The organism is Georgenia sp. X1117 (assembly GCF_057784635.1).
This window is the reverse complement of the sequence record NZ_CM173492.1, coordinates 963,205-987,127: the sequence shown is the minus strand read 5'-3', so window position 1 is coordinate 987,127 and position 23,923 is coordinate 963,205. Positions and strand designations below refer to the sequence as shown.

Annotated in this window: 19 protein-coding genes and 1 rRNA gene; 17 read left to right on the top strand and 3 right to left on the bottom strand. The window is 73.5% G+C overall.

Translation table 11 applies throughout. From position 1 onward, the window contains the following. The first annotated feature begins 154 nt into the window (after positions 1–154). From rrf to thpR, 13 genes are all read left to right on the top strand, one after another. Positions 155–271: ribosomal RNA gene (gene rrf, locus AC3D3D_RS04475) — 5S ribosomal RNA — on the top strand. Between the two features lie 186 nt (positions 272–457). Then, positions 458–2,161, top strand: coding sequence for a dihydroxy-acid dehydratase (gene ilvD / locus AC3D3D_RS04470; RefSeq protein WP_463660737.1), 1,704 nt, complete (start codon positions 458–460; stop codon positions 2,159–2,161). 138 nt (positions 2,162–2,299) lie between these two features. Next, the gene (locus tag AC3D3D_RS04465) at positions 2,300–3,655 is read left to right on the top strand and encodes a hypothetical protein (protein ID WP_463660738.1); all 1,356 of its coding nucleotides are present in this window, start codon (positions 2,300–2,302) and stop codon (positions 3,653–3,655) included. 254 nt (positions 3,656–3,909) lie between these two features. Further along, a complete protein-coding gene (locus AC3D3D_RS04460; RefSeq protein WP_463660739.1) occupies positions 3,910–5,943 on the top strand; it encodes an acetolactate synthase large subunit in 2,034 nt (677 codons plus the stop codon). A 9-nt stretch (positions 5,944–5,952) separates the two neighbouring features. Beyond that, on the top strand, positions 5,953–6,477 hold the full coding sequence (ilvN, locus tag AC3D3D_RS04455; protein WP_463660740.1) for an acetolactate synthase small subunit: 525 nt from the start codon (positions 5,953–5,955) through the stop codon (positions 6,475–6,477). A gap of 59 nt (positions 6,478–6,536) precedes the next feature. Next, complete coding sequence (gene ilvC / locus AC3D3D_RS04450; protein WP_463660741.1) at positions 6,537–7,565, top strand: ketol-acid reductoisomerase; 1,029 nt, start codon at positions 6,537–6,539, stop codon at positions 7,563–7,565. A 150-nt stretch (positions 7,566–7,715) separates the two neighbouring features. Further along, positions 7,716–8,771, top strand: coding sequence for a 3-isopropylmalate dehydrogenase (locus tag AC3D3D_RS04445; RefSeq protein ID WP_463660742.1), 1,056 nt, complete (start codon positions 7,716–7,718; stop codon positions 8,769–8,771). A 98-nt stretch (positions 8,772–8,869) separates the two neighbouring features. Beyond that, positions 8,870–10,003 (top strand): branched-chain amino acid aminotransferase, encoded by a 1,134-nt coding sequence (locus AC3D3D_RS04440; protein ID WP_463661055.1) that lies wholly within the window; start codon positions 8,870–8,872, stop codon positions 10,001–10,003. 25 nt (positions 10,004–10,028) lie between these two features. Beyond that, positions 10,029–11,618, top strand: coding sequence for a citramalate synthase (gene cimA, locus AC3D3D_RS04435; protein WP_463660743.1), 1,590 nt, complete (start codon positions 10,029–10,031; stop codon positions 11,616–11,618). Positions 11,619–11,845: 227 nt separating this feature from the next. Further along, entirely contained in the window at positions 11,846–13,228 is a 1,383-nt protein-coding gene (locus AC3D3D_RS04430) for an MFS transporter (protein WP_463661056.1), read from the top strand. A 224-nt stretch (positions 13,229–13,452) separates the two neighbouring features. Then, on the top strand, positions 13,453–13,872 hold the full coding sequence (locus AC3D3D_RS04425) for a nucleotidyltransferase domain-containing protein (RefSeq protein WP_463660744.1): 420 nt from the start codon (positions 13,453–13,455) through the stop codon (positions 13,870–13,872). Continuing rightward, positions 13,869–14,297, top strand: a complete 429-nt coding sequence (gene hepT, locus AC3D3D_RS04420; RefSeq protein WP_463660745.1) for a type VII toxin-antitoxin system HepT family RNase toxin — start codon at positions 13,869–13,871, stop codon at positions 14,295–14,297. The genes AC3D3D_RS04425 and hepT overlap by 4 nt, the downstream gene beginning before the upstream one ends. Before the next feature lie 87 nt (positions 14,298–14,384). Beyond that, entirely contained in the window at positions 14,385–15,020 is a 636-nt protein-coding gene (gene thpR, locus AC3D3D_RS04415; protein WP_463660746.1) for an RNA 2',3'-cyclic phosphodiesterase, read from the top strand. Positions 15,021–15,146: 126 nt separating this feature from the next. On the opposite strand, the gene AC3D3D_RS04410 is transcribed toward thpR, so the two are convergent. Continuing rightward, positions 15,147–16,442 carry a malate synthase A gene (locus tag AC3D3D_RS04410; protein ID WP_463660747.1) on the bottom strand — a complete coding sequence of 432 codons (1,296 nt, stop codon included), beginning with the start codon at positions 16,440–16,442 and terminating at the stop codon, positions 15,147–15,149. Positions 16,443–16,478: 36 nt separating this feature from the next. After that, the gene (aceA, locus tag AC3D3D_RS04405; RefSeq protein ID WP_463660748.1) at positions 16,479–17,819 is read right to left on the bottom strand and encodes an isocitrate lyase; all 1,341 of its coding nucleotides are present in this window, start codon (positions 17,817–17,819) and stop codon (positions 16,479–16,481) included. A 129-nt stretch (positions 17,820–17,948) separates the two neighbouring features. On the opposite strand from aceA, the gene AC3D3D_RS04400 reads away from it, so the two are divergent. Beyond that, entirely contained in the window at positions 17,949–19,472 is a 1,524-nt protein-coding gene (locus AC3D3D_RS04400; RefSeq protein ID WP_463660749.1) for a helix-turn-helix domain-containing protein, read from the top strand. Positions 19,473–19,516: 44 nt separating this feature from the next. Then, positions 19,517–20,569, top strand: a complete 1,053-nt coding sequence (lplAB, locus tag AC3D3D_RS04395) for a lipoate-protein ligase LplAB (RefSeq protein ID WP_463660750.1) — start codon at positions 19,517–19,519, stop codon at positions 20,567–20,569. 67 nt (positions 20,570–20,636) lie between these two features. On the opposite strand, the gene pdxS is transcribed toward lplAB, so the two are convergent. Next, entirely contained in the window at positions 20,637–21,533 is an 897-nt protein-coding gene (gene pdxS / locus AC3D3D_RS04390; RefSeq protein WP_463660751.1) for a pyridoxal 5'-phosphate synthase lyase subunit PdxS, read from the bottom strand. A gap of 100 nt (positions 21,534–21,633) precedes the next feature. On the opposite strand from pdxS, the gene AC3D3D_RS04385 reads away from it, so the two are divergent. Beyond that, positions 21,634–22,974 (top strand): aminotransferase class I/II-fold pyridoxal phosphate-dependent enzyme, encoded by a 1,341-nt coding sequence (locus AC3D3D_RS04385; RefSeq protein WP_463660752.1) that lies wholly within the window; start codon positions 21,634–21,636, stop codon positions 22,972–22,974. A gap of 144 nt (positions 22,975–23,118) precedes the next feature. Then, positions 23,119–23,886, top strand: a complete 768-nt coding sequence (locus tag AC3D3D_RS04380) for a GolD/DthD family dehydrogenase (RefSeq protein ID WP_463660753.1) — start codon at positions 23,119–23,121, stop codon at positions 23,884–23,886. Positions 23,887–23,923: the final 37 nt, after the last annotated feature.

Here is a 23,923-nt window from a genome sequence, read left to right as displayed (position 1 = left end):
ACACAAGAAGCGAGCACTGACAAGTCTGAACAACTTGCGCGTCCACTGTACGGTTCTGGAACCACCCACCCCAGATACCACCGCCCGCCCCGAGATCCTCGGGTGATGGCTGGTGGGTCAAGGGTTGGATAACTGAATGCTGGTTCCGCCAGGTTACGGCGGCAATAGCGAGGGGGAAACGCCCGGTCCCATTCCGAACCCGGAAGCTAAGCCCCTCAGCGCCGATGGTACTTCACGGGCGACCGTGCGGGAGAGTAGGACACCGCCGTACACACCATTCAGGGAGGGCCCCGACACCACTACTGGTGCCGGGGCCCTTCCCCATGCCCCGACACCGCCTCGGACCCGGTGCGCGTCGTTCGGTATCGGCTTTCCGGAGCGCCCCTCCTGCGGGGCGGCAATCCTTCTCCCGAGCCTCGGCCGGTTGCCACCCGCAGCTTTCACCTAGACTCGTCCCATGAGCGCCGACGCTGCACCGGACATGAAGCCACGGTCCCGACAGGTCACCGACGGCATCGGGGCGACCGCCGCGCGCGGTATGCTGCGCGCCGTCGGGCTGGGCGACGACGACTTCGCCAAGCCGCAGATCGGGGTCGCCAGCTCCTGGAACGAGATCACCCCCTGCAACCTCTCCCTCGACCGCCTGGCGAAGAAGTCCAAGGAGGGCGTCCACGCCGCCGGCGGCTACCCGCTCGAGTTCGGCACGATCTCCGTCTCGGACGGGATCTCCATGGGCCACGAGGGCATGCACTACTCCCTCGTCTCGCGCGACATCATCGCCGACTCCGTCGAGACCGTGATGATGGCCGAGCGCCTCGACGGATCGGTCCTGCTCGCCGGCTGCGACAAGTCCGAGCCGGGCATGCTCATGGCCGCCGCCCGCCTCGACCTGGCCAGCGTGTACGTCTACGCGGGCTCGATCATGCCCGGGTACGCGCGCCTCTCCTCCGGCGAGGAGCGGGAGGTGACGATCATCGACGCATACGAGGCCGTCGGTGCCTGCGCCCGCGGCCTCATGTCCCGCGAGGACGTCACCGCGATCGAGAAAGCCATCTGCCCGGGCGAGGGCGCCTGCGGTGGCTTCTACACCGCCAACACGATGGCGTCCGTCGCCGAGGCCATGGGCATGTCCCTGCCCGGCTCGGCTGCCCCGCCCGCCGTCGACCGCCGTCGCGACACCGCCGCCTTCGAGGCCGGCGAGGCCGTCATCGAGCTCCTCCGGCAGGGCATCACGGCCCGCGACATCATGACCCGCGAGGCCTTCGAGAACGCCATCGCCGTCGTCATGGCCTTCGGCGGTTCCACCAACGCGGTCCTCCACCTCCTTGCCATCGCCCACGAGGCCGACGTCGACCTCACCCTCGCCGACTTCGAGCGCATGAGCGAGAAGGTCCCCCACCTCGGCGACGTCAAGCCCTTCGGCCGCTACGTCATGAACGACATCGACAAGGTCGGCGGTGTCCCGGTCGTCCTCAAGGCCCTCGACGAGGCCGGTCTGCTCAACCGCGACTGCATGACCGTCACCGGGGCGACCATGGCCGAGAACCTCGAGCGTCTCGACCCGCCGGACCCGGACGGGAAGATCATCCACGCGATGTCCGAGCCCATCGCCCGCCGCGGCGGCATCTCGGTCCTGCACGGCTCGCTCGCGCCCGAGGGCGCGGTCGTGAAGTCGGCGGGCTTCGAGTCCGACGTGTTCGAGGGGACCGCCCGCGTGTTCGAGCGCGAGCGGGCCGCCCTCGACGCGCTCGAGGACGGCACCATCACCGACGGCGACGTCGTCGTCATCCGCTACGAGGGCCCCAAGGGCGGGCCCGGCATGCGCGAGATGCTCGCCATCACCGGCGCGATCAAGGGCGCCGGCCTCGGCAAGACCGTCCTGCTCATGACCGACGGCCGCTTCTCCGGCGGCACGACGGGCCTGTGCGTCGGTCACGTCGCCCCCGAGGCCTCCGACGGCGGACCGATCGGCCTGGTCGCCGACGGGGACCGGATCCGGCTCGACGTCGGCTCCGGCACGCTCGACCTGCTCGTCGACGACAAGGAGCTCGAGGAGCGTCGCGCCTCCTGGACCCCCGTGGCGCCGCGCTACACCACCGGCGTCCTCGGCAAGTACCAGAAGCTCGTCCAGTCCGCCTCGCGAGGAGCCATCCTCGAGTAGCCGGTCCGGCCTCGTCGCGGGGCGCCTCGCGGCTCGCGTCGTGAGAGGGCTGTCACCGGCGACTCACCGCCCGCCGCCATCGCCCGGCCTAGCCTCGGCAGCACCGGGAGAGCCCCGACAGCCGTGAGGACGAGAGCCATGACCGAACGCACCGACCGCCCCCACCGTCCGACGAGGTCCGCGGCCGCCCGCATCGCCGCGACCTACTCCGACACCGTCGCCCGTACGCGCACCGCGACCACGACGACCGATGAGGGTGCCTCGGAGGCGGCGACCACCAGCCTCGCGGTGCACCCGGGCGGGCGCGCGAGCGACGACACCGCCGAGCTGGTCCCGCTCTCCCCGGCCGCCCGCCCGGACGCGCAGGGCGAGCACGACGACACGACGCGCGACGACATGACCCGCGCTGAGGTCCGGGCCCCGGTCGCCCCGCTGCCACGCCTGCTCGGCCGCGGCCGGCTGCTCCACGCCCTCGGCCTGATCGGCGTCGGCCTGGTCGGCGGGGCCGTGCTCGTCGTCCTCGCCGGCACCGTCGCCGACCTGCAGGCCGCCGGCACCCGCAACGCCTTCCTCGGTGCCGCCCTCGTCGGTCTGGGCCTCATCGCCCTGCTCGGCCTGGCCCGCCGGCTCGACCACCTCCTCGCCGGCCGCCTGGCCCAGCACTGGTCGCGCACCCTGCTGGCCGGCGTCGTCGCCCGCAGCGCCGAGCACCCCGCCGTCGTCTCCCGCCTCGGGGCGCACTCCGTGCGGGCCCTGGCCGACGTCGTCGCGCACCTCCACGCCCGGCTCGTCCCGCTCGCCCTGGTGCTGGCCGGGGCCGCCGTCGCCCTCGCCCTGGTCCACCCGAGCCTGCCGCTGGTCGCCGCCGCCCCGCTGCTCGTCCTGCTCGCCGTCGCCGTGTCCGGCGCGGCGCCGGCCTCCCGCGCGGTGCGTGACGGCCGCCGGGCCCGCCACGAGCTCACCCTCGCCGTGGCCGAGGCGCTCGCGCCGCCCGAGGAGCCCGAGCCCACCGACGTCGAGCCCGTGGCCGCCCACCTCGTGGACCCCGACCGCGACCTCGAGCCCGACGCGGGGGAGGACGCGGTCGCCGACACGCTCGACCCGGCCGACGACGAGGAGCTGCTCGCCGCGCGCACCGCCACCCCGCGCGCCGCCCGGGCGCCGCCGGCACCGCCCGCCGACCCCGAGGGCCTGCCCGGCGAGGTCCGCGCGGCGCTGGAGAAGCTGGCCGAGGCGGAGGCGCGCGCCGCCGACGCCACGGGCACGCTGCGCGGGGTGGGGGTGGCCGTCGTCGGGTTCGCCCTGGCCGCCGTCGCGACCGCGAGCGGCGCGGCCGGGGTGCCCGCCGGTGAGCTGGCCGGTGCGCTCGTCGTCACCGGCGTGGCCGTGGCCGCCGCACTGGACGTGGCAGAGGGCGCCCGGCACGTGCCGGCCGCCGCGGACGCCCGGCGCGCGGTCGGCCGCGCTCTCGCTCCGGGCGGCACCGACGCCTGACGTCTCAGAGCGTGAGAGCGTGAACCATATATCGAGACGATTCGCCCGTGGCGTGCTGCCGGGCGTACAGTGACGACCGTGCCTGGGACCATCATTCTCGTAGTCGGCCGCGCGGCCGACGCTCGCTGAGAGCTGGTCCGGCCGCGCCCCTCGACACCCGCCGGGTCGAGGGGCTTTTGCATGCCCGGCGAACCGGCCCGCACGTGGGCCACCGAGACACCGGCCCGGCGGGCCGGTCAGGCGAAGGAGGGACCATGACGAGCACGTCGCAGCACGCCGCGCCCGACGGCGAGGCGCAGCGCCACGACGTCCACGCCGCCAGGACCGGGACCGACGACGCCGTCGTCGCCCCCCATCCCGCGGGGTCGCCCCGCCCCGGGCCCCGGCGACCGACCCCCGGCATCGACGAGGTCGAGGCCGACATCCTCGCCACCGCGGCGGTGGCCGAGCGCTCGCTCGCCGACGGCGGCACCGGCGGCACCGGCGTCGTCCTGCGCGGCGGCCGCATCGAGACCGTCACCCAGGACGCGGAGATCCACGAGGCCTCCACCGGCGCCCGCAACATCGTGCGCGCGCTCGAGGAGCTCGGCGTCGACACGATCTTCGGCATCCCCGGCGGCGCCATCCTGCCGACCTACGACCCGCTGTTCGAGTCCGACCGGCTCCGCCACATCCTCGTGCGCCACGAGCAGGGCGCCGGCCACGCCGCCGTCGGGTACGCCGCGGCCACGGGGAAGACCGGGGTGTGCATCGCCACCTCGGGCCCGGGCGCGACCAACCTCATCACCGCCATCGCCGACGCCAACATGGACTCGGTCCCGATCGTGGCCATCACCGGTCAGGTCGCCGCCGCGATGATCGGCACGGACGCCTTCCAGGAGGCCGACATCGTCGGCGCGACGATGCCGATGACCAAGCACTCCTTCCTCGTCACCGACGCGGCGGAGATCCCGGCCCGCATCGCCGAGGCCTTCCACATCGCCGCCACCGGCCGGCCCGGCCCCGTCCTCGTCGACATCGCCAAGTCCGCCCAGGTCGCCGAGGCCGACTTCGTCTGGCCCCCCGTCATGGACCTGCCCGGCTACAAGCCGACGGTCAAGCCGCACGGGCGCCAGATCAAGGAGGCCGCCCGGCTCATCGCCTCGGCCTCCCGCCCCGTGCTCTACGTCGGCGGCGGCGTCATCCGCTCCCAGTCCTCCGAGGCCCTGGCCGAGCTCGTCGAGGTCTCGAACGCCGCGGTCGTCACCACGCTCATGGCGCGCGGTGCCTTCCCCGACTCGCACCCCAACAACGTCGGCATGCCCGGCATGCACGGCACGGTCGCGGCCGTCGCGGCGCTGCAGAAGGCCGACCTCGTCGTCTCCCTGGGCGCCCGCTTCGACGACCGCGTCACCGGCAAGCTCGACAGCTTCGCCCCGCACGCCAAGGTCGTGCACGCCGACGTCGACCCCGCGGAGATCTCGAAGAACCGCCGCGCCGACGTGCCCATCGTCGGTGACCTCTCCGAGACGATCCCCGCGCTGACCGAGGCCCTGCGCACCGCCCAGGAGCAGCACGGCCGGCCCGAGCTCGAGGCCTGGTGGGCCCAGCTCGGCGACCTGCGCCGGCGCTACCCGCTCGGCTGGTCCCCGACGGCGGACGGCCAGCTCGCCCCGCAGCACGTCATCTCCCGCCTCGGCGAGCTCGCCGGCCCCGACGCCGTCTACGCCGCGGGCGTGGGGCAGCACCAGATGTGGGCCGCCCAGTTCATCGGCTACGAGAAGCCGCAGACCTTCCTCAACTCCGGCGGGCTCGGCACGATGGGCTACGCCATCCCCGCCGCCATGGGCGCCAAGGCCGCGCTGCCCGACACCCCGGTGTGGGCCATCGACGGCGACGGCTGCTTCCAGATGACCAACCAGGAGCTCGCCACCTGCGTGCTCGACCAGATCCCGATCAAGGTCGCGATCATCAACAACAGCTCGCTCGGCATGGTCCGCCAGTGGCAGACCCTCTTCTACGACAGCCGCTACTCCAGCACCGACCTGCACACCGGGCACGACACCGTCCACATCCCCGACTTCGTCAAGCTCGGCGAGGCCTACGGGTGCGTGGCGATCCGGGTGGAGAAGGTCGAGGAGATCGACCCCGCCATCGAGAAGGCGATGTCCATCAACGACCGCCCGGTGCTCATCGACTTCGTCGTCAGCCGCGACGCGATGGTCTGGCCGATGGTCGCCTCGGGTGTGTCCAACGACGACATCCAGTACGCCCGTGGGCTCACGCCCGACTTCGAGAACGAGGACTGAGGGGAAGCCATGAGCACCAGACACACGCTGTCCGTCCTGGTCGAGAACAAGCCCGGCGTCCTGACCCGGGTGACCGCGCTGTTCGCCCGCCGGGCGTTCAACATCCACTCCCTGGCCGTGGGGCCGACCGAGCGCGAGGACGTCTCGCGGATCACCGTCGTCGTCGACGCGGCCGAGCTGCCCCTCGAGCAGGTCACCAAGCAGCTCAACAAGCTCATCAACGTGCTGAAGATCGTCGAGCTCGACCCGGGCAACACCGTCGAGCGCGAGCTCCTGCTCGTCAAGGTCCGCGCCGACGACGCCTCCCGCACGGCGGTCCTGCAGGTCGTCGAGCTCTTCCGGGCGCACGTCGTCGACGTCGCCCCGGAGGCCGTGACCATCGAGGCCACCGGCGGTGACGCCAAGCTCGGCGCGCTGCTGACGGCGCTCGCCCCCTACGGCATCCGTGAGATCGTGCAGTCGGGCTCCGTCGCGCTGGCGCGCGGCTCGCGCTCGCTGACCGACCGCACGCTGGACCGCGTCCGCACGGCCTGAGCCCAGGCCGCCGCGGACACATCGCACCACCCCACGCAACGAGACGAAGGAGGGCCCACGTGGCCGAGCTGTACTACGACGACGACGCCGATCTGTCGATCATCCAGTCCAAGAAGGTGGCCGTGATCGGCTACGGCAGCCAGGGGCACGCGCACGCGCTCAACCTGCGCGACTCGGGCGTCGAGGTCGTCGTCGGCCTGCGCGAGGGGTCCGCCTCCCGCGCCAAGGCCGAGGAGCAGGGCCTCGCGGTCGCTACCGTGGCCGAGGCGGTCACCGGCGCCGACGTCGTCATGATCCTCACCCCCGACCAGCACCAGCGGAAGGTCTACGCCGAGGACATCGAGCCGAACCTCAAGGACGGCGCCGCGCTGTTCTTCGCCCACGGCTTCAACATCCGCTTCGACCTCATCCAGCCGACCGCCGGGCACGACGTCGCCATGGTCGCCCCCAAGGGGCCGGGCCACACCGTGCGCCGCCAGTACGAGGACGGCCGTGGTGTGCCGGTCATCGTCGCCGTCGAGCAGGACGCCTCCGGCCAGGCCTGGCCGCTGGCGCTGTCCTACGCCAAGGCGATCGGCGGCCTGCGCGCCGCCGGCATCAAGACCACCTTCACCGAGGAGACCGAGACCGACCTCTTCGGCGAGCAGACCGTCCTGTGCGGCGGCATGAGCAAGCTCGTCCAGTACGGCTTCGAGGTGCTCACCGAGGCCGGCTACCAGCCGGAGATCGCCTACTTCGAGGTGCTGCACGAGCTCAAGCTCATCGTCGACCTCATGTACGAGGGCGGCATCGCCAAGCAGCGCTGGTCCGTCTCGGACACCGCCGAGTACGGCGACTACGTCTCCGGCCCGCGGGTCATCACCCCCGAGGTGAAGGACAACATGGTCGCCGTCCTGGCCGACATCCAGTCCGGCGCCTTCGCCGAGCGCTTCATCGCCGACCAGGACGCCGGCGCGCCGGAGTTCGCCGCGCTGCGCAAGCAGGGCGAGGAGCACCCGATCGAGGCCACCGGCCTCGAGCTGCGCCGGCTCTTCGCCTGGGTCGAGACCCGCGACGCGGACTACACCCAGGGCCAGGTCGGGCGCTGAGCAACCCCTGAGCCGGACCCCGCCGGCGGGGGCGACGACCACCACGCAGGTGGTCGTCGCCCCCGCGGCGGACCGGCCCACCCGCCGACGGGCAGGCACCCGCGGCACGCACCGGGCCACCGGCCCGCACGGACGAACGAGAGGACGACGGTGAACGAGCAGCGCGAGATCGACCTGGGGGTCGTGGGCGGCGACGGGATCGGCCCGGAGGTGGTGGCCGAGGCCCTCAAGGTCGCGCGCGCCGCGCTGGAGGGCACGGGCGTCACGCTGCGCGAGACCGCCTACGACCTGGGCGCCGCGCGCTGGCACCGCACGGGCGAGACCATCACCGACGCCGAGGTCGAGGCCCTGCGCGCGCACGACGCCATCCTCCTCGGCGCCGTCGGCGACCCCTCGGTCCCCTCCGGTGTCCTCGAGCGCGGTCTGCTGCTGCGCCTCCGCTTCGCCCTCGACCACTACGTCAACCTCCGGCCCGCCAAGCTCCTGCCCGGCGTGGCCACCCCGCTCGCCGACCCGGGCACCATCGACCTCGTCGTGGTGCGCGAGGGCACCGAGGGCCCCTACGTCGGCAACGGCGGCGCGCTGCGCGTGGGCACCCCGCAGGAGCTGGCCACCGAGGTCAGCGTCAACACCGCCTTCGGCGTCGAGCGCGTCGTCCGGGACGCCTTCGCCCGCGCCCAGGTCCGGGAGCGCAAGAAGCTCACCCTCGTGCACAAGCACAACGTGCTCGTCCACGCCGGCCACCTGTGGCGGCGCACCGTCGACGCCGTCGCGGCCGAGTTCCCCGAGGTCGAGGTCGACTACATCCACGTCGACGCCGCGATGATCTACCTCGTCACCGACCCGGCCCGCTTCGACGTCATCGTCACCGACAACCTCTTCGGCGACATCGTCACCGACCTGGTCGCGGCCGTCACCGGCGGCATCGGCCTCGCCGCCTCCGGCAACGTCAACCCCGACCGCACCTCGGCGTCGATGTTCGAGCCGGTGCACGGCTCGGCGCCCGACATCGCGGGCACCGGCAAGGCCGACCCGACCGCCGCGATCCTCTCCGTGGCGCTGCTGCTCGAGCACGTCGGCGAGAGTGCAGCGGCCGCCCGCATCCAGGCCGCCGTCGAGGCCGACGTCGCCGCGCGCGGCACCGCGCCACGCACCACCAGCCAGGTCGGCGACCAGGTCGCCGCCGCCGTGGGGGCCGACCGATGACCGGCGGGACGGGCGACCCCACGGGCTCCGCCGTCGGGCAGGAGCTCGCCGAGCCGGCGGGCGGCGCCGAGCGTCCGCTGCCGACCAGCGCCCGGGGGATGGACCTGCCCGGCCTGTCCGCGGCCGAGCTGCCGGCCGCGGCCGAGCTCGCCGAGCGGGTGGGCGGCCGGCGACGCACCGACGTCGCCGACGACGCCACCTACGCCGAGGTGATGGGCACCCTCTCCTTCGGGACCGCGTTCACCGACCACATGGTCTCGGCCACCTGGACCCACACCGGCGGCTGGTCGCCCCTCGAGCTGCTGCCCTTCGGGCCCCTCGAGCTGTCCCCGGCGGCCTCCGTCCTGCACTACGGCCAGGAGGTCTTCGAGGGGCTCAAGGCCTACCGGTGGGCCGACGGCTCGGTGCGCTCCTTCCGGCCCGGCTACAACGCCGCCCGGCTCGCCCACTCCGCCCGGCGGCTCGCGCTGCCCGAGCTGCCCGCCGAGGACGTGGTCGCCTCGCTGGCCGCGCTCGTGGCCGCCGACGAGCGCTGGGTCCCCTCCGTCGAGGGCTCCTCGCTGTACCTGCGCCCCTTCATGTTCTCCGCCGAGGCCTTCCTCGGTGTGCGCGCGGGCCGCGAGGTGCGCTACCTGGCGATCGCCTCCCCGGTGGGTCCCTACTTCGTGCACGGCTTCGAGCCGGTGGACATCTGGGTCTCCTCGACCTACCACCGCGCCGGAGCCGGCGGGATGGGCGACGCCAAGACGGGCGGGAACTACGCCGCCTCCCTGCTCCCGCAGGCCGAGGCGCAGGAGCGCGGCTTCGAGCAGGTCCTCTTCCTCGACGCCTCGACGAACACCTACGTCGACGAGCTCGGCGGCATGAACCTCGCCGTCGTCGACGCCGACGGCACGGTGCGCACCCCGGACCTGACCGGCAACATCCTCCAGGGCGGCACGCGCGACGCGCTGCTCACACTGCTGGCCGAGGCCGGCCGCGAGGTCCGTGAGGAGCCGATCGCGCTCGCCGACCTCCTGGCCGGAATCCGGTCCGGGTCGGTGGCCGAGGTCTTCGCCTGCGGGACCGCCGCGGTGGTCACCCCGGTAGGACGCCTCGCCGGGGAGGACTTCGACGTCGTCGTCGGCGACGGCACCCCCGGCGCCGTCACGCGCTCCCTGCACACCCAGCTCACCGACATCCAGTACGGGCGCCGCGAGGACACCCACGGCTGGATGTACAAGCTGGTCTGAGCGGGCCGGGCCGAGGGAGGCGGGTATGAGCGACGAGCTGCACATCTACGACACCACCCTGCGCGACGGCGCCCAGCAGCAGGGCATGAACCTCACCGTCGGCGACAAGCTGGCGATCGCCCGGCTCCTCGACGAGCTCGGCGTGGACTACATCGAGGGCGGCTGGCCGGGCGCCATCCCGCGGGACACCGAGTTCTTCCAGCTCGCGGAGAAGGAGCTCGAGCTCACCCACGCCCGCATCGCCGCCTTCGGGTCCACGACCCGGGCCGGCGTGCCGGCGGCCGAGGACGCCCAGGTCCAGGCGCTGGTCGACAGCGGGGCCGGCGTCCTCACCCTCGTGGCGAAGTCGGACTCGAGGCACGTCGAGCGGGCCCTGCGCACGAGCCCGGAGGAGAACCTGCGGATGGTGCGGGACACGGTCACGCACCTGGTGTCCCTCGGGCGTGAGGTGCACGTCGACGCCGAGCACTTCTTCGACGGCTACCGCCACGACCGCGTGCACGCCACCGACGTCGTCCGCACGGCGCTCGAGGCCGGGGCGACCACGGCGGTGCTGTGCGACACCAACGGCGGCACCCTGCCCGACGAGGTCGGCCGGATCGTCGCCGAGGTGCGCGGGTCGGTCGACGGCCGCCTGGGCATCCACACCCACAACGACGCCGGCACCGCGGTGGCCTCCTCGATCACCGCGGTCGACGCCGGGGTGCGGCACGTCCAGGGCTGCGTCAACGGCTACGGCGAGCGGACCGGGAACGCCGACCTCGTCACCGTCGTCGCCAACCTCGAGCTCAAGCGGGGCATGGTGGGGATCGGGCCCGAGCGGCTGCGCGAGGCGACCCGGATCTCCCACCAGATCGCCGAGCTGACCAACATCCCGCCCTTCACGCGGCAGCCCTACGTGGGGTCCTCGTCCTTCGCCCACAAGGCCGGGCTGCACGCCTCGGCGATCCGGGTCGACCCCGACCTCTACCAGCACATCGACCCGGCCCACGTCGGCAACGACATGCGCATGATCGTCTCGGACATGGCCGGGCGCGCCTCCATCGAGCTCAAGGGGCGCGAGCTGGGTTTCGACCTCTCGGGCCGCTCCGAGCTGCTCGGACGGGTCACCGACCGGGTCAAGGCCGCCGAGGCCAGGGGCTACACCTACGACGCCGCCGACGCCTCCTTCGAGCTGCTGCTGCGCGAGGAGCTGGGCGAGGGCGGCGCGGAGGCCTACTTCGACGTCGAGTCCTGGCGGGCGCACGTCACCGCCCACGACGGGAAGGGCCGCACCGAGGCCGAGGCCACCGTCAAGCTGCGTACCGGGCAGGGACGGATCGTGCGCACCGGCGAGGGCAACGGCCCGGTCAACGCCCTCGACCACGCCCTGCGCGAGGCGCTCGTGGACACCTACCCCGAGATCGAGCACATCGCTCTGGTCGACTACATGGTCCGCATCCTCGACTCCCAGCAGGGCACGGACGCCTCGGTGCGGGTGCTCGTGCGCTCCACGGACGGGGTGCGCACCTGGTCGACCGTGGGGGTGGGGACCGACGTCGTCGAGGCCTCCTGGGAGGCGCTCGTGGACTCCGTCGTGTGGGGCCTGGTGCACGCGGAGGTCGCCCCCCGGTAGGAGTGGCCGTCGCGCCGTGGGGCGCACCCACGACGCCGACGCCGGGCAGCCTGAGGGGACTGTGCCGCGCGGGCGTATGGTCGGCGGTGGTCGGTGCGCGAGGCACCGGCGACGGACCGGGTGGAAGGGGCTGGACGGTGCGGGTCGAGGACGAGCCGAACCGGACGGCGGAGACCCCGGAGCCGGCCCGGTGGCGCATCCTCGCGGCCATCCTCGGCGCGGTCTCCATGTCGCTGATCGCGGTGAGCATCGTCAACGTCGCCCTGCCGGCGATGCAGGTCGGCCTCGGCGCCTCCGGCTCCGACCTCCAGTGGGTGCTCTCCGGCTACGCGCTGACCTTCGGCGTCGCGCTCGTGGCGGCCGGCCGCGCCGGTGACGTCATGGGCCGCGGCGGCATCTTCCTCATCGGGCTGGCCGTCTTCACCCTCTTCTCGATCATCTGCAGCGTCGCCCCGAGCGCGGGCTGGCTCAACCTGGCCCGCTTCGGCCAGGGCATCGGCTCGGGGCTGCTCAACCCCCAGGGCGTGGGGATGATCCAGCAGTACTTCCGGGGCGCCGAACGGGCCCGCGCCTTCGGCTACCTCGGCGCCGCCGTGGGCGTCTCGGTCGCGGTCGGGCCCGTCCTGGGCGGGGTGCTCATCAACATGGCTGGGGCCGACCTCGGTTGGCGGCTGACCTTCGTGGTCAACGTGCCCGTCGGCCTCGCCACGATCGTCATGGCCCTGCTGTGGTTCCCCCGCCCGCTCATCCGACCCCCGGGCCGCGCCGACCCGGTCACCCGGGCCCAGCGCTCCCTGGACCCCGTCGGTGCGCTGCTGCTGGGCTCGGCGGTCCTGGCCATCCTCTTCCCCTTCATGGAGGGCGACGCCTCGGTGGCGATGTGGCTGCTCGTCCCGGTCGGCCTCGCGCTCGTGCGGGTCTGGTTGTGGTGGGAGAGGCGCTTCGCCCGGTCGGGCCGCAGCCCGATGGTCCACCTCGACATCTTCCGCACCACCAGCTTCAGCAACGGCACCCTGATGATCGGCCTGTACTTCCTCGGCATGACCAGCGTGTGGGTGCTCGTCGCCCTGTACATGCAGCAGGGCGCGGGGCGATCGGCGATGGAGGCCGGCGTGGTCGGGCTGCCCTCGGCGATCCTCACTGCGGTGGCCTCGAGCTGGGCGGGCCGGCGGATCCTCACCTACGGCCGTGCCCTCGTCGTCGGCGGGCTGCTCGTGGCCATGACCGGGATCGTGCTGACCATCGCGGTGGTGCTCCTGCACGACGCCGTCGGGCTGAGCGTGTGGTGGCTGCTGCTGTCCCTGGCCTTCGTCGGGGGAGGAGGCGGGGCCGTGGTCAGCCCCAACCAGACCCTCACCCTGGCCGACGTACCCCTGCAGTACGCGGGCAGCTCGGGGGCGATCATGCAGACCGGGCAGCGGATCGGCACCTCGGTCGGCATCGCGGTGATCACCGCGGCCACCTTCGCCGTGCTCGAGGTGAGCAGCTGGACCACGGCCGCGTCGGTCGGCTTCGGGCTCATCGCCGTGGTGCTGCTCTCGGCGCTCGCCGTGGCGCTCAAGGACATGCGCGACCGGCGGCGCGGCGCGGGCGGCGCACTCCCGACCTGACGGGGGGTGACGGGCACGTTATGCCGCGGCGGCCCCCGGACGGCGGCGCCGGAACGTCCGTGCCCCAGGAGGCGGGGAAGGGGCCGTGCGCCGACGAGGTGGAGCGGCTCGACGAGATGCGTAGGGCAGGGCACACCGGCTCAGGAGAGCGCCGTGGAGGCCGTGCGGGCACAGGCGGAGTCACATGTCGGCTGTCGATGGATCGAGAGCCGTACGATCGGCACATGGGCACGGTCGCGCAGTCGCTTCGCAGGCTGCTCGCCGCACGTGACAGCGGCGAGCTGGCCGCACTGTGCCGTCGGCACGACCTCGAACTCATGGTGCTCTTCGGCAGCGCGGCCTCACACGTGCAGGTGGCCCGCGAGCCGGGGGACATCGACCTGGCCATCGCCGCTCGCGGAGGCGTGTCAGCGGACCTGCTCGCCGTGATCGAGGAGCTGGCCGAGCTCGTCGGCGGTGATCACCTCGACGTCATGGACCTCGCGCTGGCAGGCACGACTGCCACGCACCGCGCACTGACGCGAGGTGAGGTGCTGTACGAGGCCGAGCCGCACCTGTTTGCCGAGCGCCAGGTCGTGGCGATCACCCAGTACATCGAGGCCGCGCCGATGAGGCGGGCCGTGCTCGAGAGCCTGACCCGATGACGAGACTCGACGCCGAGGTGGTCTCGCGGCGCCTTGCGGCCATGCGCGAACTGCTCGACCACCTCGACACTCTCGATGTCGAGACTCCTGCGGCTCTGGGTGATCTCGCCGTGCGACTCCAGGTCGAACGCATCCTCACCCAGCTTGTCAACCTTGCCGCCGAGGTCAACGCGCATGTGGCCCTCGCCCTGCTCGACCGGCCGCCTGAGGAGTATCGCGAAGGCTTTGACCGTATGGCCGAGGCCGGTTTCCTCGACGAGGAGATTGCGGCCGGCCTCAAACCTTCCGTCGGGCTGCGCAACATCCTCACCCACGAATACGTGCGCGTCGATCTTCTTCAGGTGGCGCGGGCCGTGCCCGAGGCACGGAGCGGATACCGCGCATACGTCCGCCAGGTCGCGACCACTCTTCAGCGACTCGGCTAGCAGCCTCGGCGAACCACCGCGAACGACGACGCGATTGATCTGTCGTTTCGGATGGACGGCTCGAGCCGCGGGCGCGAGGCTGATCGGATGCGTCTGTTCACCGCGATCCGGCCGCCGCAGCACGTGCTCGACCACCTCGAGCTGCTGCTGACGAACCTCCGACTCGGTGCGGGCGCCCCGCTGCGTTGGGTGCCCGTTGAGCAGCAGCACCTTACTCTCGCGTTCTACGGCGAGGTGCCCGACGGCGCGACGGACGACGTCGCCGACTCCCTCGCCGATGCCGCCGCCCGGCACGCCCCGCTGGACCTGCGCCTGCGTGGTGCAGGGTCGTTCTCCGGGCGCACGCTGTGGGTAGGCGTCGGCGGGGAGACCAGGCGGCTCACGGCGCTCATGGCCGACGCGGCGTCGGCACCCTACGCCGGTGACGCGGAGGAGGAGCACGACGAGGACGACGAGGAACCGCCCGGTGCCCGTTCACGCAGGAAAGGGCGGTGGGACGACCACGGGGAGGTCAGGAGGCGTGCACACCTCACCGTCGCCCGGGCGTCGAACCGCTCGCGGGGCACCGACCTGGCCGGCCTCGCCGCGGCGCTCGCCGTCTACGAGGGCCCGACCTGGCGAGCGGAGACCGTCGAGCTCGTCTCCTCCCGGCTGGGGCAGGGGCGGAGCGGCGGACCGCTGCACGAGGTGATCGCCGACGTCCCGCTTCTGGCGCCGGCGTAGCGAGCCCGGCGGCCGGCCCCTCGAGCGCGCGAGACCCTCGGCGCCGCGAACCTGCACGTCGGTGCTCATACCCGAGGATGACGGCCGCTCACCTCCGACGGAACCCTGCCGCGACCGTGGCCGGGTTCAGTTGCCGGCGCCCCGCGCGACGGCGCCGACCAGACCCGCTGCATCGGCGGTCGGCACCGCCCGGTCCGGCCGGATCTGGTGGTCCACGAAGCCCAGGACGCCGTCGAAGACCTCCCGGACCACCGGCACCGCGCCCGGGTGGGTCACCCGCGCCCCGTCGAACCCGAGGTCGGCCTCACGCTGCTTCTCCGCGCGGACCCGGTCCTCCGCCCCGGCGTCGCGCCGCGGGTCGCCGACGGGGACGAACCCGGCGGTCCCGCCGATCGCGTGCCCGCCGCGCCGGTGGCTGACACCGACGAGCACCGCGTCGAGCTCCCGCATGAGCGGCGCGGCCGGTCCGCCCGCCCGCGCGGACCGGGTGGCCAGGCCCGCGCGGCCGCGTAGCACGTCCGCGACAGAGACGAGCAGGTCGCCCCGGCAGGCGACGAGACCGGCGGAGCGCTCGCGCAGCTCGAACAGGATCTCCTCCATCTCGAGGGCCGCAGTCACCGTCTGGATCGGCACCGCCGCGCGGACCGATCCCCGCTCGATCCCGAGCCGGCGCTCGGCGACGAGGAGGACGTCGTTCCACAGCCGAGCCTCGGCCCGCCCCTCGAGCCTCGGCAACGACAGGGAGGGGGTCGAGCTCTGCACGAGCAGAGCGACGGCGTTGTGCGCGAGGTGCAGCGCGACGTCGACGAGCGCGCCGACCGTGGGACGGCCGTCGATGCGCAGGTGCTCCTCGGCCAGGTGCCAGGCCCGGGGGCGGACCATGAGCGTGGGCAGGTCCCCGGCGTGCAGGGTGGGGCCCTGGCCGCACGCCTCCTCGAGCGTGCGCCGGGCGCTCGCCCGGAGCGTGAGCTGCCCGGCGACGACGTCGACGAACCGCCGGGTGCCCACGGCCTCCAGGTCGGCGACCCACACGTTCGCCCCCGAGTTGAGCGCGGCGATCGCGGTGGCGCACCGCGCCGGCGCGGTGATCTCCACGCGGCGGTCCTCCAGCCCCGGTGCCGCCCAGGGGACCCGCCACGACGGCTCCTCCCGGATCCCGCGGGTGGCGGAGGGCAGTGCGAGCGGTTCGCCGTCGGCCAGGGACCGGCGGCGCCGCCGGCGGGCGGCCATGAGCTCGGCGTGCCGCGGGGCGAACCGGTCGTGCAGCTCGACGACGAGGGCGAGCGCGTGGGGCGTGAGGATCCGGTCGGCGCCCGGGACGGGCGGGTAGGAGACGCGGCGGGCGAGGTCGTCCGGGGTGCCGGACCGGGCCGCGCGCGCCGGGGCGGTGCCGGTCGAGGGGGCATGGGCGATGGCGGTCATGGTGGGCTCTTTCTCGTGGGTCGGCGGCGGTACCGCTCAGAACTGCGCTTCCTCGGTGGACCCGCGCAGCGCGAGGGTGTCGGAGTCGGGGTTGAGCACGGTCGAGACGAGGTCGAAGTAGCCGGTGCCGACCTCGCGCTGGTGCCGGGTGGCCGTGTAGCCGTCGGCCTCCGCGGCGAGCTCCTTCTGCTGCAGGTCGACGTACGCGGTCATGCCGTCCCGGGCGTAGCCGCGCGCGAGCTCGAACATCCCGTGGCTGACCTGGTGGAAGCCGGCCAGGGTGATGAACTGGAACGCGTAGCCCATCGCCCCCAGCTCGCGCTGGAAGCCGGCGATCGTCTCCTCGTCGAGGTGCGCTCGCCAGTTGAACGACGGCGAGCAGTTGTAGGCCAGCATCTGGTCGGGGAACCGGGCGTGGACCGCGTCGGCGACCTCGCGGGCGAGGTCGAGGTCCGGCGTGGAGGTCTCGACCCAGATGAGATCCGCGTACGGGGCGTAGGCCAGCGCCCGCTCGATGACCGCGGCCGTCCCGGCCGTGGTGCGGTAGTGGCCCTCCGCCGTGCGCTCGCCCGTGGTGAAGCGCGCGTCGCGCGGGTCGGCGTCGGAGGTGATGAGCGTGGCGGCCTGGGCGTCGGTGCGGGCGACGATGATCGTCGGCACCCCCGAGACGTCGGCCGCGAGGCGCGCGGCGCTGAGCGTGCGGATGTGCTGCGCGGTGGGCACGAGCACCTTCCCGCCGAGGTGGCCGCACTTCTTCTCCGAGGCCAGCTGGTCCTCGAGGTGCACCCCCGCCGCGCCGGCGACGATGAGCGACCGCGTCAGCTCGAACGCGTTGAGGTGGCCGCCGAAGCCGGCCTCGGCGTCCGCCACGATCGGGGCGAGCCAGTCGTGGCCGGGGGCCGTGCCCTCGGAGAAGGAGATCTGGTCGGCCCGCAGGAGCGCGTTGTTGATGCGGCGCACGACGGTGGGGACGGAGTTGACCGGGTAGAGCGACTGGTCGGGGTAGGTCTGGCCGGACAGGTTGGCGTCGGCCGCGACCTGCCAGCCGGACAGGTAGATCGCCTCGAGGCCCGCCCTGACCATCTGGACGGCCTGGTTGCCGGTCAGCGCCCCGAGGGAACGCACGAACGGACGGGTGTGCAGGAGCTCCCACAGCCGCTCGGCGCCACGGCGGGCGAGGGTGAGCTCCTCGCGCACGCTGCCCCGCAGGCGGACGACGTCCTCGGCCGAGTAGTCCCGTCGCACGCCGCTCCAGCGCGGGTCGCTCGCCCACTCCGCGGCGAGGTCGGCCGCCTCGGCGCGGACGCGGTCGGCGAGGGGACGAGGGGCGGTCCCGTCCGAGGTGGCGGGCGGTGCGGGGTCGAGGATGCTCGTCATGATGTCTCTCCCGTGAGTGTCGACGGAGCCCGGTGCGGCTCCCGGTAAAGTTCACTCTTGTGGCGTGGATCGGGTGGTTCCAGCGCTGAAACCTGTAAAGTTTCGTTAGATTTCACGAGCGGAGAAGATGTGGACACTGTGCAGGAGGAGGGGGCCGACGCCGGCGCGGCCGGTCCGGCAGGCGCCGTCGGCGGTGCGAGCTCAACCGGCGGGGACGCCGCCGAGCTCGACCTCGCCACCCTCGGGCTGCGGATCCGGCACGCCCGCCGGTCCCGCGGCGCCACCCTGGGCGACCTCGCGGCCGAGGTGGGGCGCTCGACGTCGCTGCTGTCGCAGATCGAGAACGGCCGCCGCGAACCGCGCCTCACCCTCGTGCACGCGATCGCGCGCGCCCTCGAGGTCCCGGTCGGCGAGCTCATGCGCCCCGAGCCGCCCTCGCGGCGGGCCGCGCTCGAGATCGCGCTCGAACGTGCCCAGGCGTCGCCGCGCTACCGGGAGCTCGGCCTGCCCGGCGTGCGGGCCGGAGCCGCGTTGCCCGACGACGTCCTCGAGGCCCTGGTCGGCCTGCACTCAGAGCTCGACCGGGCCGCCACGATCCGGGCGGCGACCCCGGAGGAGGCCCGCCGCGCGAACGCCGAGCTGCGGGCGGAGATGCGCGGCAGGCACAACTACTTCGCCGAGATCGAGCAGGTGGCCGAGTCGATCTCGACGGCGATCGGGCACCGCGACGGGCCGCTCACCGCGCGCGGCGTCGACTCGATCACCGAGCATCTCGGCTTCTCGGTCCACCGCGCGGCCGACCTGCCGCGGGCGACCCGCTCCGTCACGGACCTGCGCAACCGGCGCATCTACCTCCCGACGACCGCGCGCGGCGACCACGACCCGCGCACGATCGTCCTGCAGACCCTGGGGCACTTCGCCCTCGAGCACGCCGACCCCCGCGACTACGCGGACTTCCTCCGGCAGCGCGTCGAGGCCAACTACTTCGCGGCCGCCCTGCTCATGCCGGAGCGCGCGGCGACGGCCTTCCTTCGAGAGGCGAAGGCCGAGAAGGCGCTCGCCATCGACGACCTGCGGGACGCCTTCGCCGTGTCCTACGAGACGGCCGCGCACCGGTTCACCAACCTCGCCACGGAGCACCTCGAGCTGCCGGTCCACTTCATGCGGGTCGGCGAGGACGGGGTGCTCTACAAGGCCTACGAGAACGACGACGTCCGGTTCCCCACCGACGTCACGGGCGCGATGGAGGGCCAGCCCGTGTGCCGCCAGTGGGCGTGCCGGCGGGTCTTCGCCAGCCAGGACCGCTACGCGACGCACTACCAGTACACGGACATGGGGCAGCGGACCTACTGGTGCACCACCCGGGTCGAGCGCACCTCCGGCGGGGACTTCGCCATCGACGTGGGTGTCCGCTTCGCCGACGCCAAGTGGTTCCGCGGTCGCGAGACGGGCGTGCGGGCCACCTCCACCTGCCCGGACCCCGACTGCTGCCGTCGCCCGCCGGCGACCCTCGCGCAGCGGTGGCGGCCGCACGCGTGGCCGAGCGCCCGGGCGCACTCCCACCTGCTGGCGGCGCTGCCGCCGGGCACCTTCCCCGGGGTGGACGACACCGAGGTCTACGAGTTTCTCGACCGGCACGACGCCGACTGCTGACCCCCGGTGCCCTCGCGCTCCCGACCCATGCGTAGGCTCGTCCCGTGCACGGTCAGTACAAGGTCCCCGGAGGCAAGCTCGTCGTCGTCGACCTGGAGGTGAGCGACGACCGCCTGACCGAGGTCCGCCTGGCGGGTGACTTCTTCCTCGAGCCGGACTCGGCCCTGGCCGACCTGGACGCGGCCCTGACCGGCATGAGCGCGTCGTCGTCCGTGGCCGACCTGACCGCCGCGGCCGCCGGCGTCCTCGACCGCGCGGACGTCCACCCCTTCGGGCTCACCGCCGAGGGGGTCGGCATCGCCGTCCGGCGGGCCCTCGGCGGCGCCGTGTCCTGGGCGGACCTCACCCTCGAGCTCGTCCACGGTCCCACCCTGCACCCCGCCATGCACGTCGCCCTCGACGAGGTCATCCCCGGCGAGGTCGCCGCCGGCCGGCGCGGGCCGGTCCTGCGCTTCTGGGAGTGGGACGCCCCGCTGGTGGTCATCGGCTCCTTCCAGTCCGTGCGCAACGAGGTCGACGCCGAGGCGCTCGAGCGGCACGGCATGTCGGTGGTGCGCCGGATCTCCGGCGGCGGGGCGATGTTCATGGAGGCCGGCAACTGCATCACCTACTCGCTGGTGGTGCCCACCGCGCTGGTCGAGGGGCTCAGCTTCGAGCAGTCCTACGCGTTCCTCGACGCCTGGGTCATCGACGCCCTCAAGGAGATCGGCGTCAACGCGCGGTACGTCCCGCTCAACGACATCGCCTCCGACCAGGGGAAGATCGGGGGAGCGGCCCAGAAGCGCTTCGCCTCGGGGGTGCTGCTGCACCACGTGACCATGAGCTACGACATCGACGCGCAGAAGATGCTCGACGTGCTGCGCATCGGCCGCGAGAAGCTCTCCGACAAGGGGGTGCGGTCCGCCGTCAAGCGGGTCGACCCCATGCGCAGCCAGACCGGCATGAGCCGCGAGGCGATCATCACCGCGTTCCTCGACCACCTGCGGCTGCGCCAGCACACCGTCGAGTCGGGCATCCACCCCGAGGAGCTCGAGGCGGCCCAGCGGCTCGTCGAGACCAAGTTCTCCGACGACTCCTGGACCTACCGGGTCCCCTGACCGGCGACGGGACCGCGGGGCGGGCCGGCCGCCCCGCGCTCACCCCGTCAGGCTGACCGGCGCAGGCTCACCAGCCGCGCTCGGCGAGCCGGTGGGCGACCGGCAGGTCGGCCACACTGATGCCGACCATGGCCTCGCCGAGGCCGCGCGAGACCTCCGCGACGACGCCCGCGTCCTCGTAGGCGGTCGTGGCCCGCACGATCGCCGCGGCGCGGGCGGCCGGGTCCCCGGAGCCGAAGATGCCCGAGCCCACGAACACGCCGTCGGCGCCGAGCTGCATCATCATCGCCGCGTCGGCCGGCGTGGCGACCCCGCCGGCGGTGAACATCGGGACCGGCAGGTGCCCGGCCCTCGCCACCTCCACCACGAGGTCGTAGGGCGCCTGGAGCTCCTTGGCGGCGACGAACAGCTCGTCGGCCGAGCGGGAGGTGAGCTCGTTGATCTCGGCCCGGATGGTGCGGATGTGGCGGGTGGCCTCCGAGACGTCGCCGGTGCCCGCCTCGCCCTTGGAGCGGATCATCGCCGCCCCCTCGGTGATCCGGCGCAGCGCCTCGCCCAGGTTGGTCGCCCCGCAGACGAAGGGGACGGTGAAGTCGCGCTTGTCGATGTGGTGGGCGTAGTCGGCGGGGGAGAGGACCTCGGACTCGTCGACGTAGTGGACGCCGAGGTGCTGGAGGACCTGCGCCTCGACGAAGTGGCCGATGCGCGCCTTGGCCATCACCGGGATCGACACCGCGGCCAGGATCCCGTCGATGAGGTCGGGGTCGCTCATCCGGGCCACGCCGCCCTGGGCGCGGATGTCGGCCGGGACCCGCTCGAGCGCCATGACGGCGACGGCGCCGGCGTCCTCGGCGATCCGTGCCTGCTCGGGGGTGACGACGTCCATGATGACGCCCCCGCGCAGGGAGTCGGTGAGCTCCGCGGCGGTGCGCTCGGCAGGGGCGGTCGTGGCGGTGGTGGTCATCGCGGGTGTCCGTTCGTGGGTCTGGTCGGTTGACTGATGGCTCGTCGATCTATTGGCCTAGGCCAAAACTGTACCTGCCCGCTCGGTACGCTCGGCACCGATGACGCCATCCGAGACCACGCGCGCGATCACCGGCACGACGGCGGCCCAGATCGCGGGCAGCGTGCGCTCCCTCGTCGAGCGCGGCGAGGTGGGACCCGGTGACCGGCTCCCCGCGGTGCGGGCCCTGGCCGAGCAGCTCGGCGTCAACCGCAACACGGTCGTGGCCGCCTACCGGACGCTGGGCCAGGCCGGCCTGGTCGTCACCCGGGGCCGCGGCGGCACACAGGTGGCCGGCCTCGCCGCCGGCGCCGAGGAGGGCTACGCGCCCCCGGGCGCCCTGCACGACGTCGCCACCGGCAACCCGGACCCGAGCCTCGTCCCGCCGCTGGACCGGGCCCTCGCCGCGCTGCCGAGCCGGCCCGTGCTGTACGGCGAGCCCGTCCTCGACGCCGGGCTGGCCGCCCTCGCGCGCGACTGGCTCGAGCCCGACGCCGGCGGGGTCGGGCCGACGGCGCTGACGGTCACCGGCGGGGCCTTCGACGCCGTCGAGCGCCTGCTCGCCCAGGCGCTGACCCGCGACGACGCCGTCGCCCTGGAGGACCCGTGCTTCCTCGCCACCCTGCGCACGGTGCGCCTGGCGGGCTACCGGCCAGTCCCGGTGCCCGTCGACGAGGAGGGCATCACCGTCGACGGACTGCGGCGCGCGCTGGCTGAAGGGGTGCGCGCGGTGGTGTGCACGCCACGGGCGCAGAACCCCACCGGCGCGAGCCTGACCGAGACCCGGGCGGCCGAGCTCCGCGCGGTGCTGGACGACCACCCGTGGGTGCTCGTCGTCGAGGACGACCACTTCTCGCTGCTCTCCCGGCGCCCCTACCGCTCGCTGGTCGGGCCGGAGCACCGGCGCTGGGCCCTGGTGCGGTCGGTGTCGAAGTTCCTCGGCCCGGACCTGTCCCTCGCGCTGGTCGCCTCCGACCAGGAGACCGCCGAGCGGCTGGCGATGCGACTGAGCCCCGGGACCACCTGGGTGAGCCACATCCTCCAGCGTCTGGCCCATGCGCTGCTCACCGACGAGGAAGCCCTCGCCACGATCGAGGAGGCCGGGGTGCGGTACGCCGAGCGGAACGCGGCCTTCGCCGCCCTGCTCGCCGCGCGCGGTCTGCCGGTGCCCGACACCGACGGGCTGAGCCTGTGGGTGCCGCTGCCCGTCCCCGCCCGCGACGTCGCCGAGGAGCTGCGCGGGCGCGGGTGGCTGGTGCGCACGGGGGACGAGTTCGCCGTCGACGCCGAGGATCCCTCGCGGCACGTCCGGCTCACGGTCCACCAGCTTGACGACGACCTCGCCCGCACCCTGGCCGACGACCTCGCGCAGGCGTGCGAGCGGGTCGTGGCCGGCATCTGAAGAGCGCGCGTGGCCCCGGCCGGTGTCGGTCGGTCTGAGCCGGGCCCGACGTCCCAGGCGAGCCGGTGCCGGCGATGAGAGCGTGGAGGCGGCGCTGGTCGAGTGCCGCGCCGACAGCCAGCCGACGACCGAAGGGGTACCGACATGTCCGAGACTGCACCCACCGTTGACCTCGACTTCAGCCTGGCCGGAAAGGTCGCCCTCGTCACCGGCGGTGCCGCGGGGATCGGCTCCGCGATCGTCGACGCCTTCGCCGCCAAGGGCGCCCGGATCGCCGTCCTCGACGTCGACGGCGACGCTGCGGCCGCCAAGGTCGCTGACCTCGACGGCGGGGTGGCCCAGCAGTGCGACGTGTCCGACGAGGCCTCCGTCCGGCGGGCCGTCGACGCTGTCGTCGCCGAGGCCGGACGCATCGACATCCTCGTCAACAGCGCGGGTGTCGCCCTGCTCGGCCCCGCCGAGGAACTCGCCGTCGATGACTTCCGCACGACGATCGACATCAACCTCACCGGCTCGTTCGTCGTTGCCCAGGCCGTCGGCCGCCACATGCTCGAGGCCGGCCAGGGCCGCGTCATCAACATGGCTGCTCAGGGCGGCAACGTGGCGCTCGACCAGCACGTGGCCTACGGCGCCTCGAAGTTCGGCGTCATCGGCCTGACCAAGAACCTGGCCAACGAGTGGGGCGGCCGCGGCGTCACGGTCAACACGATCTCGCCGACCGTGGTCCTCACCGACATGGGCCGCAAGGCGTGGGCGGGGGCGAAGGGCGACGCGCACAAGGCCGAGATCCCGAACGGCCGGTTCGCCCACCCCGAGGAGATCGCGGGGGTGGCCGTGTTCCTCGCCTCCGACGCCTCGGCGATGATCAACGGCGCCGATCTCCTCGTCGACGGCGGGTTCACGATCCGCTAACCCCGGGGTGACCCGAAGGGGCGGGGCCGGGGCGACC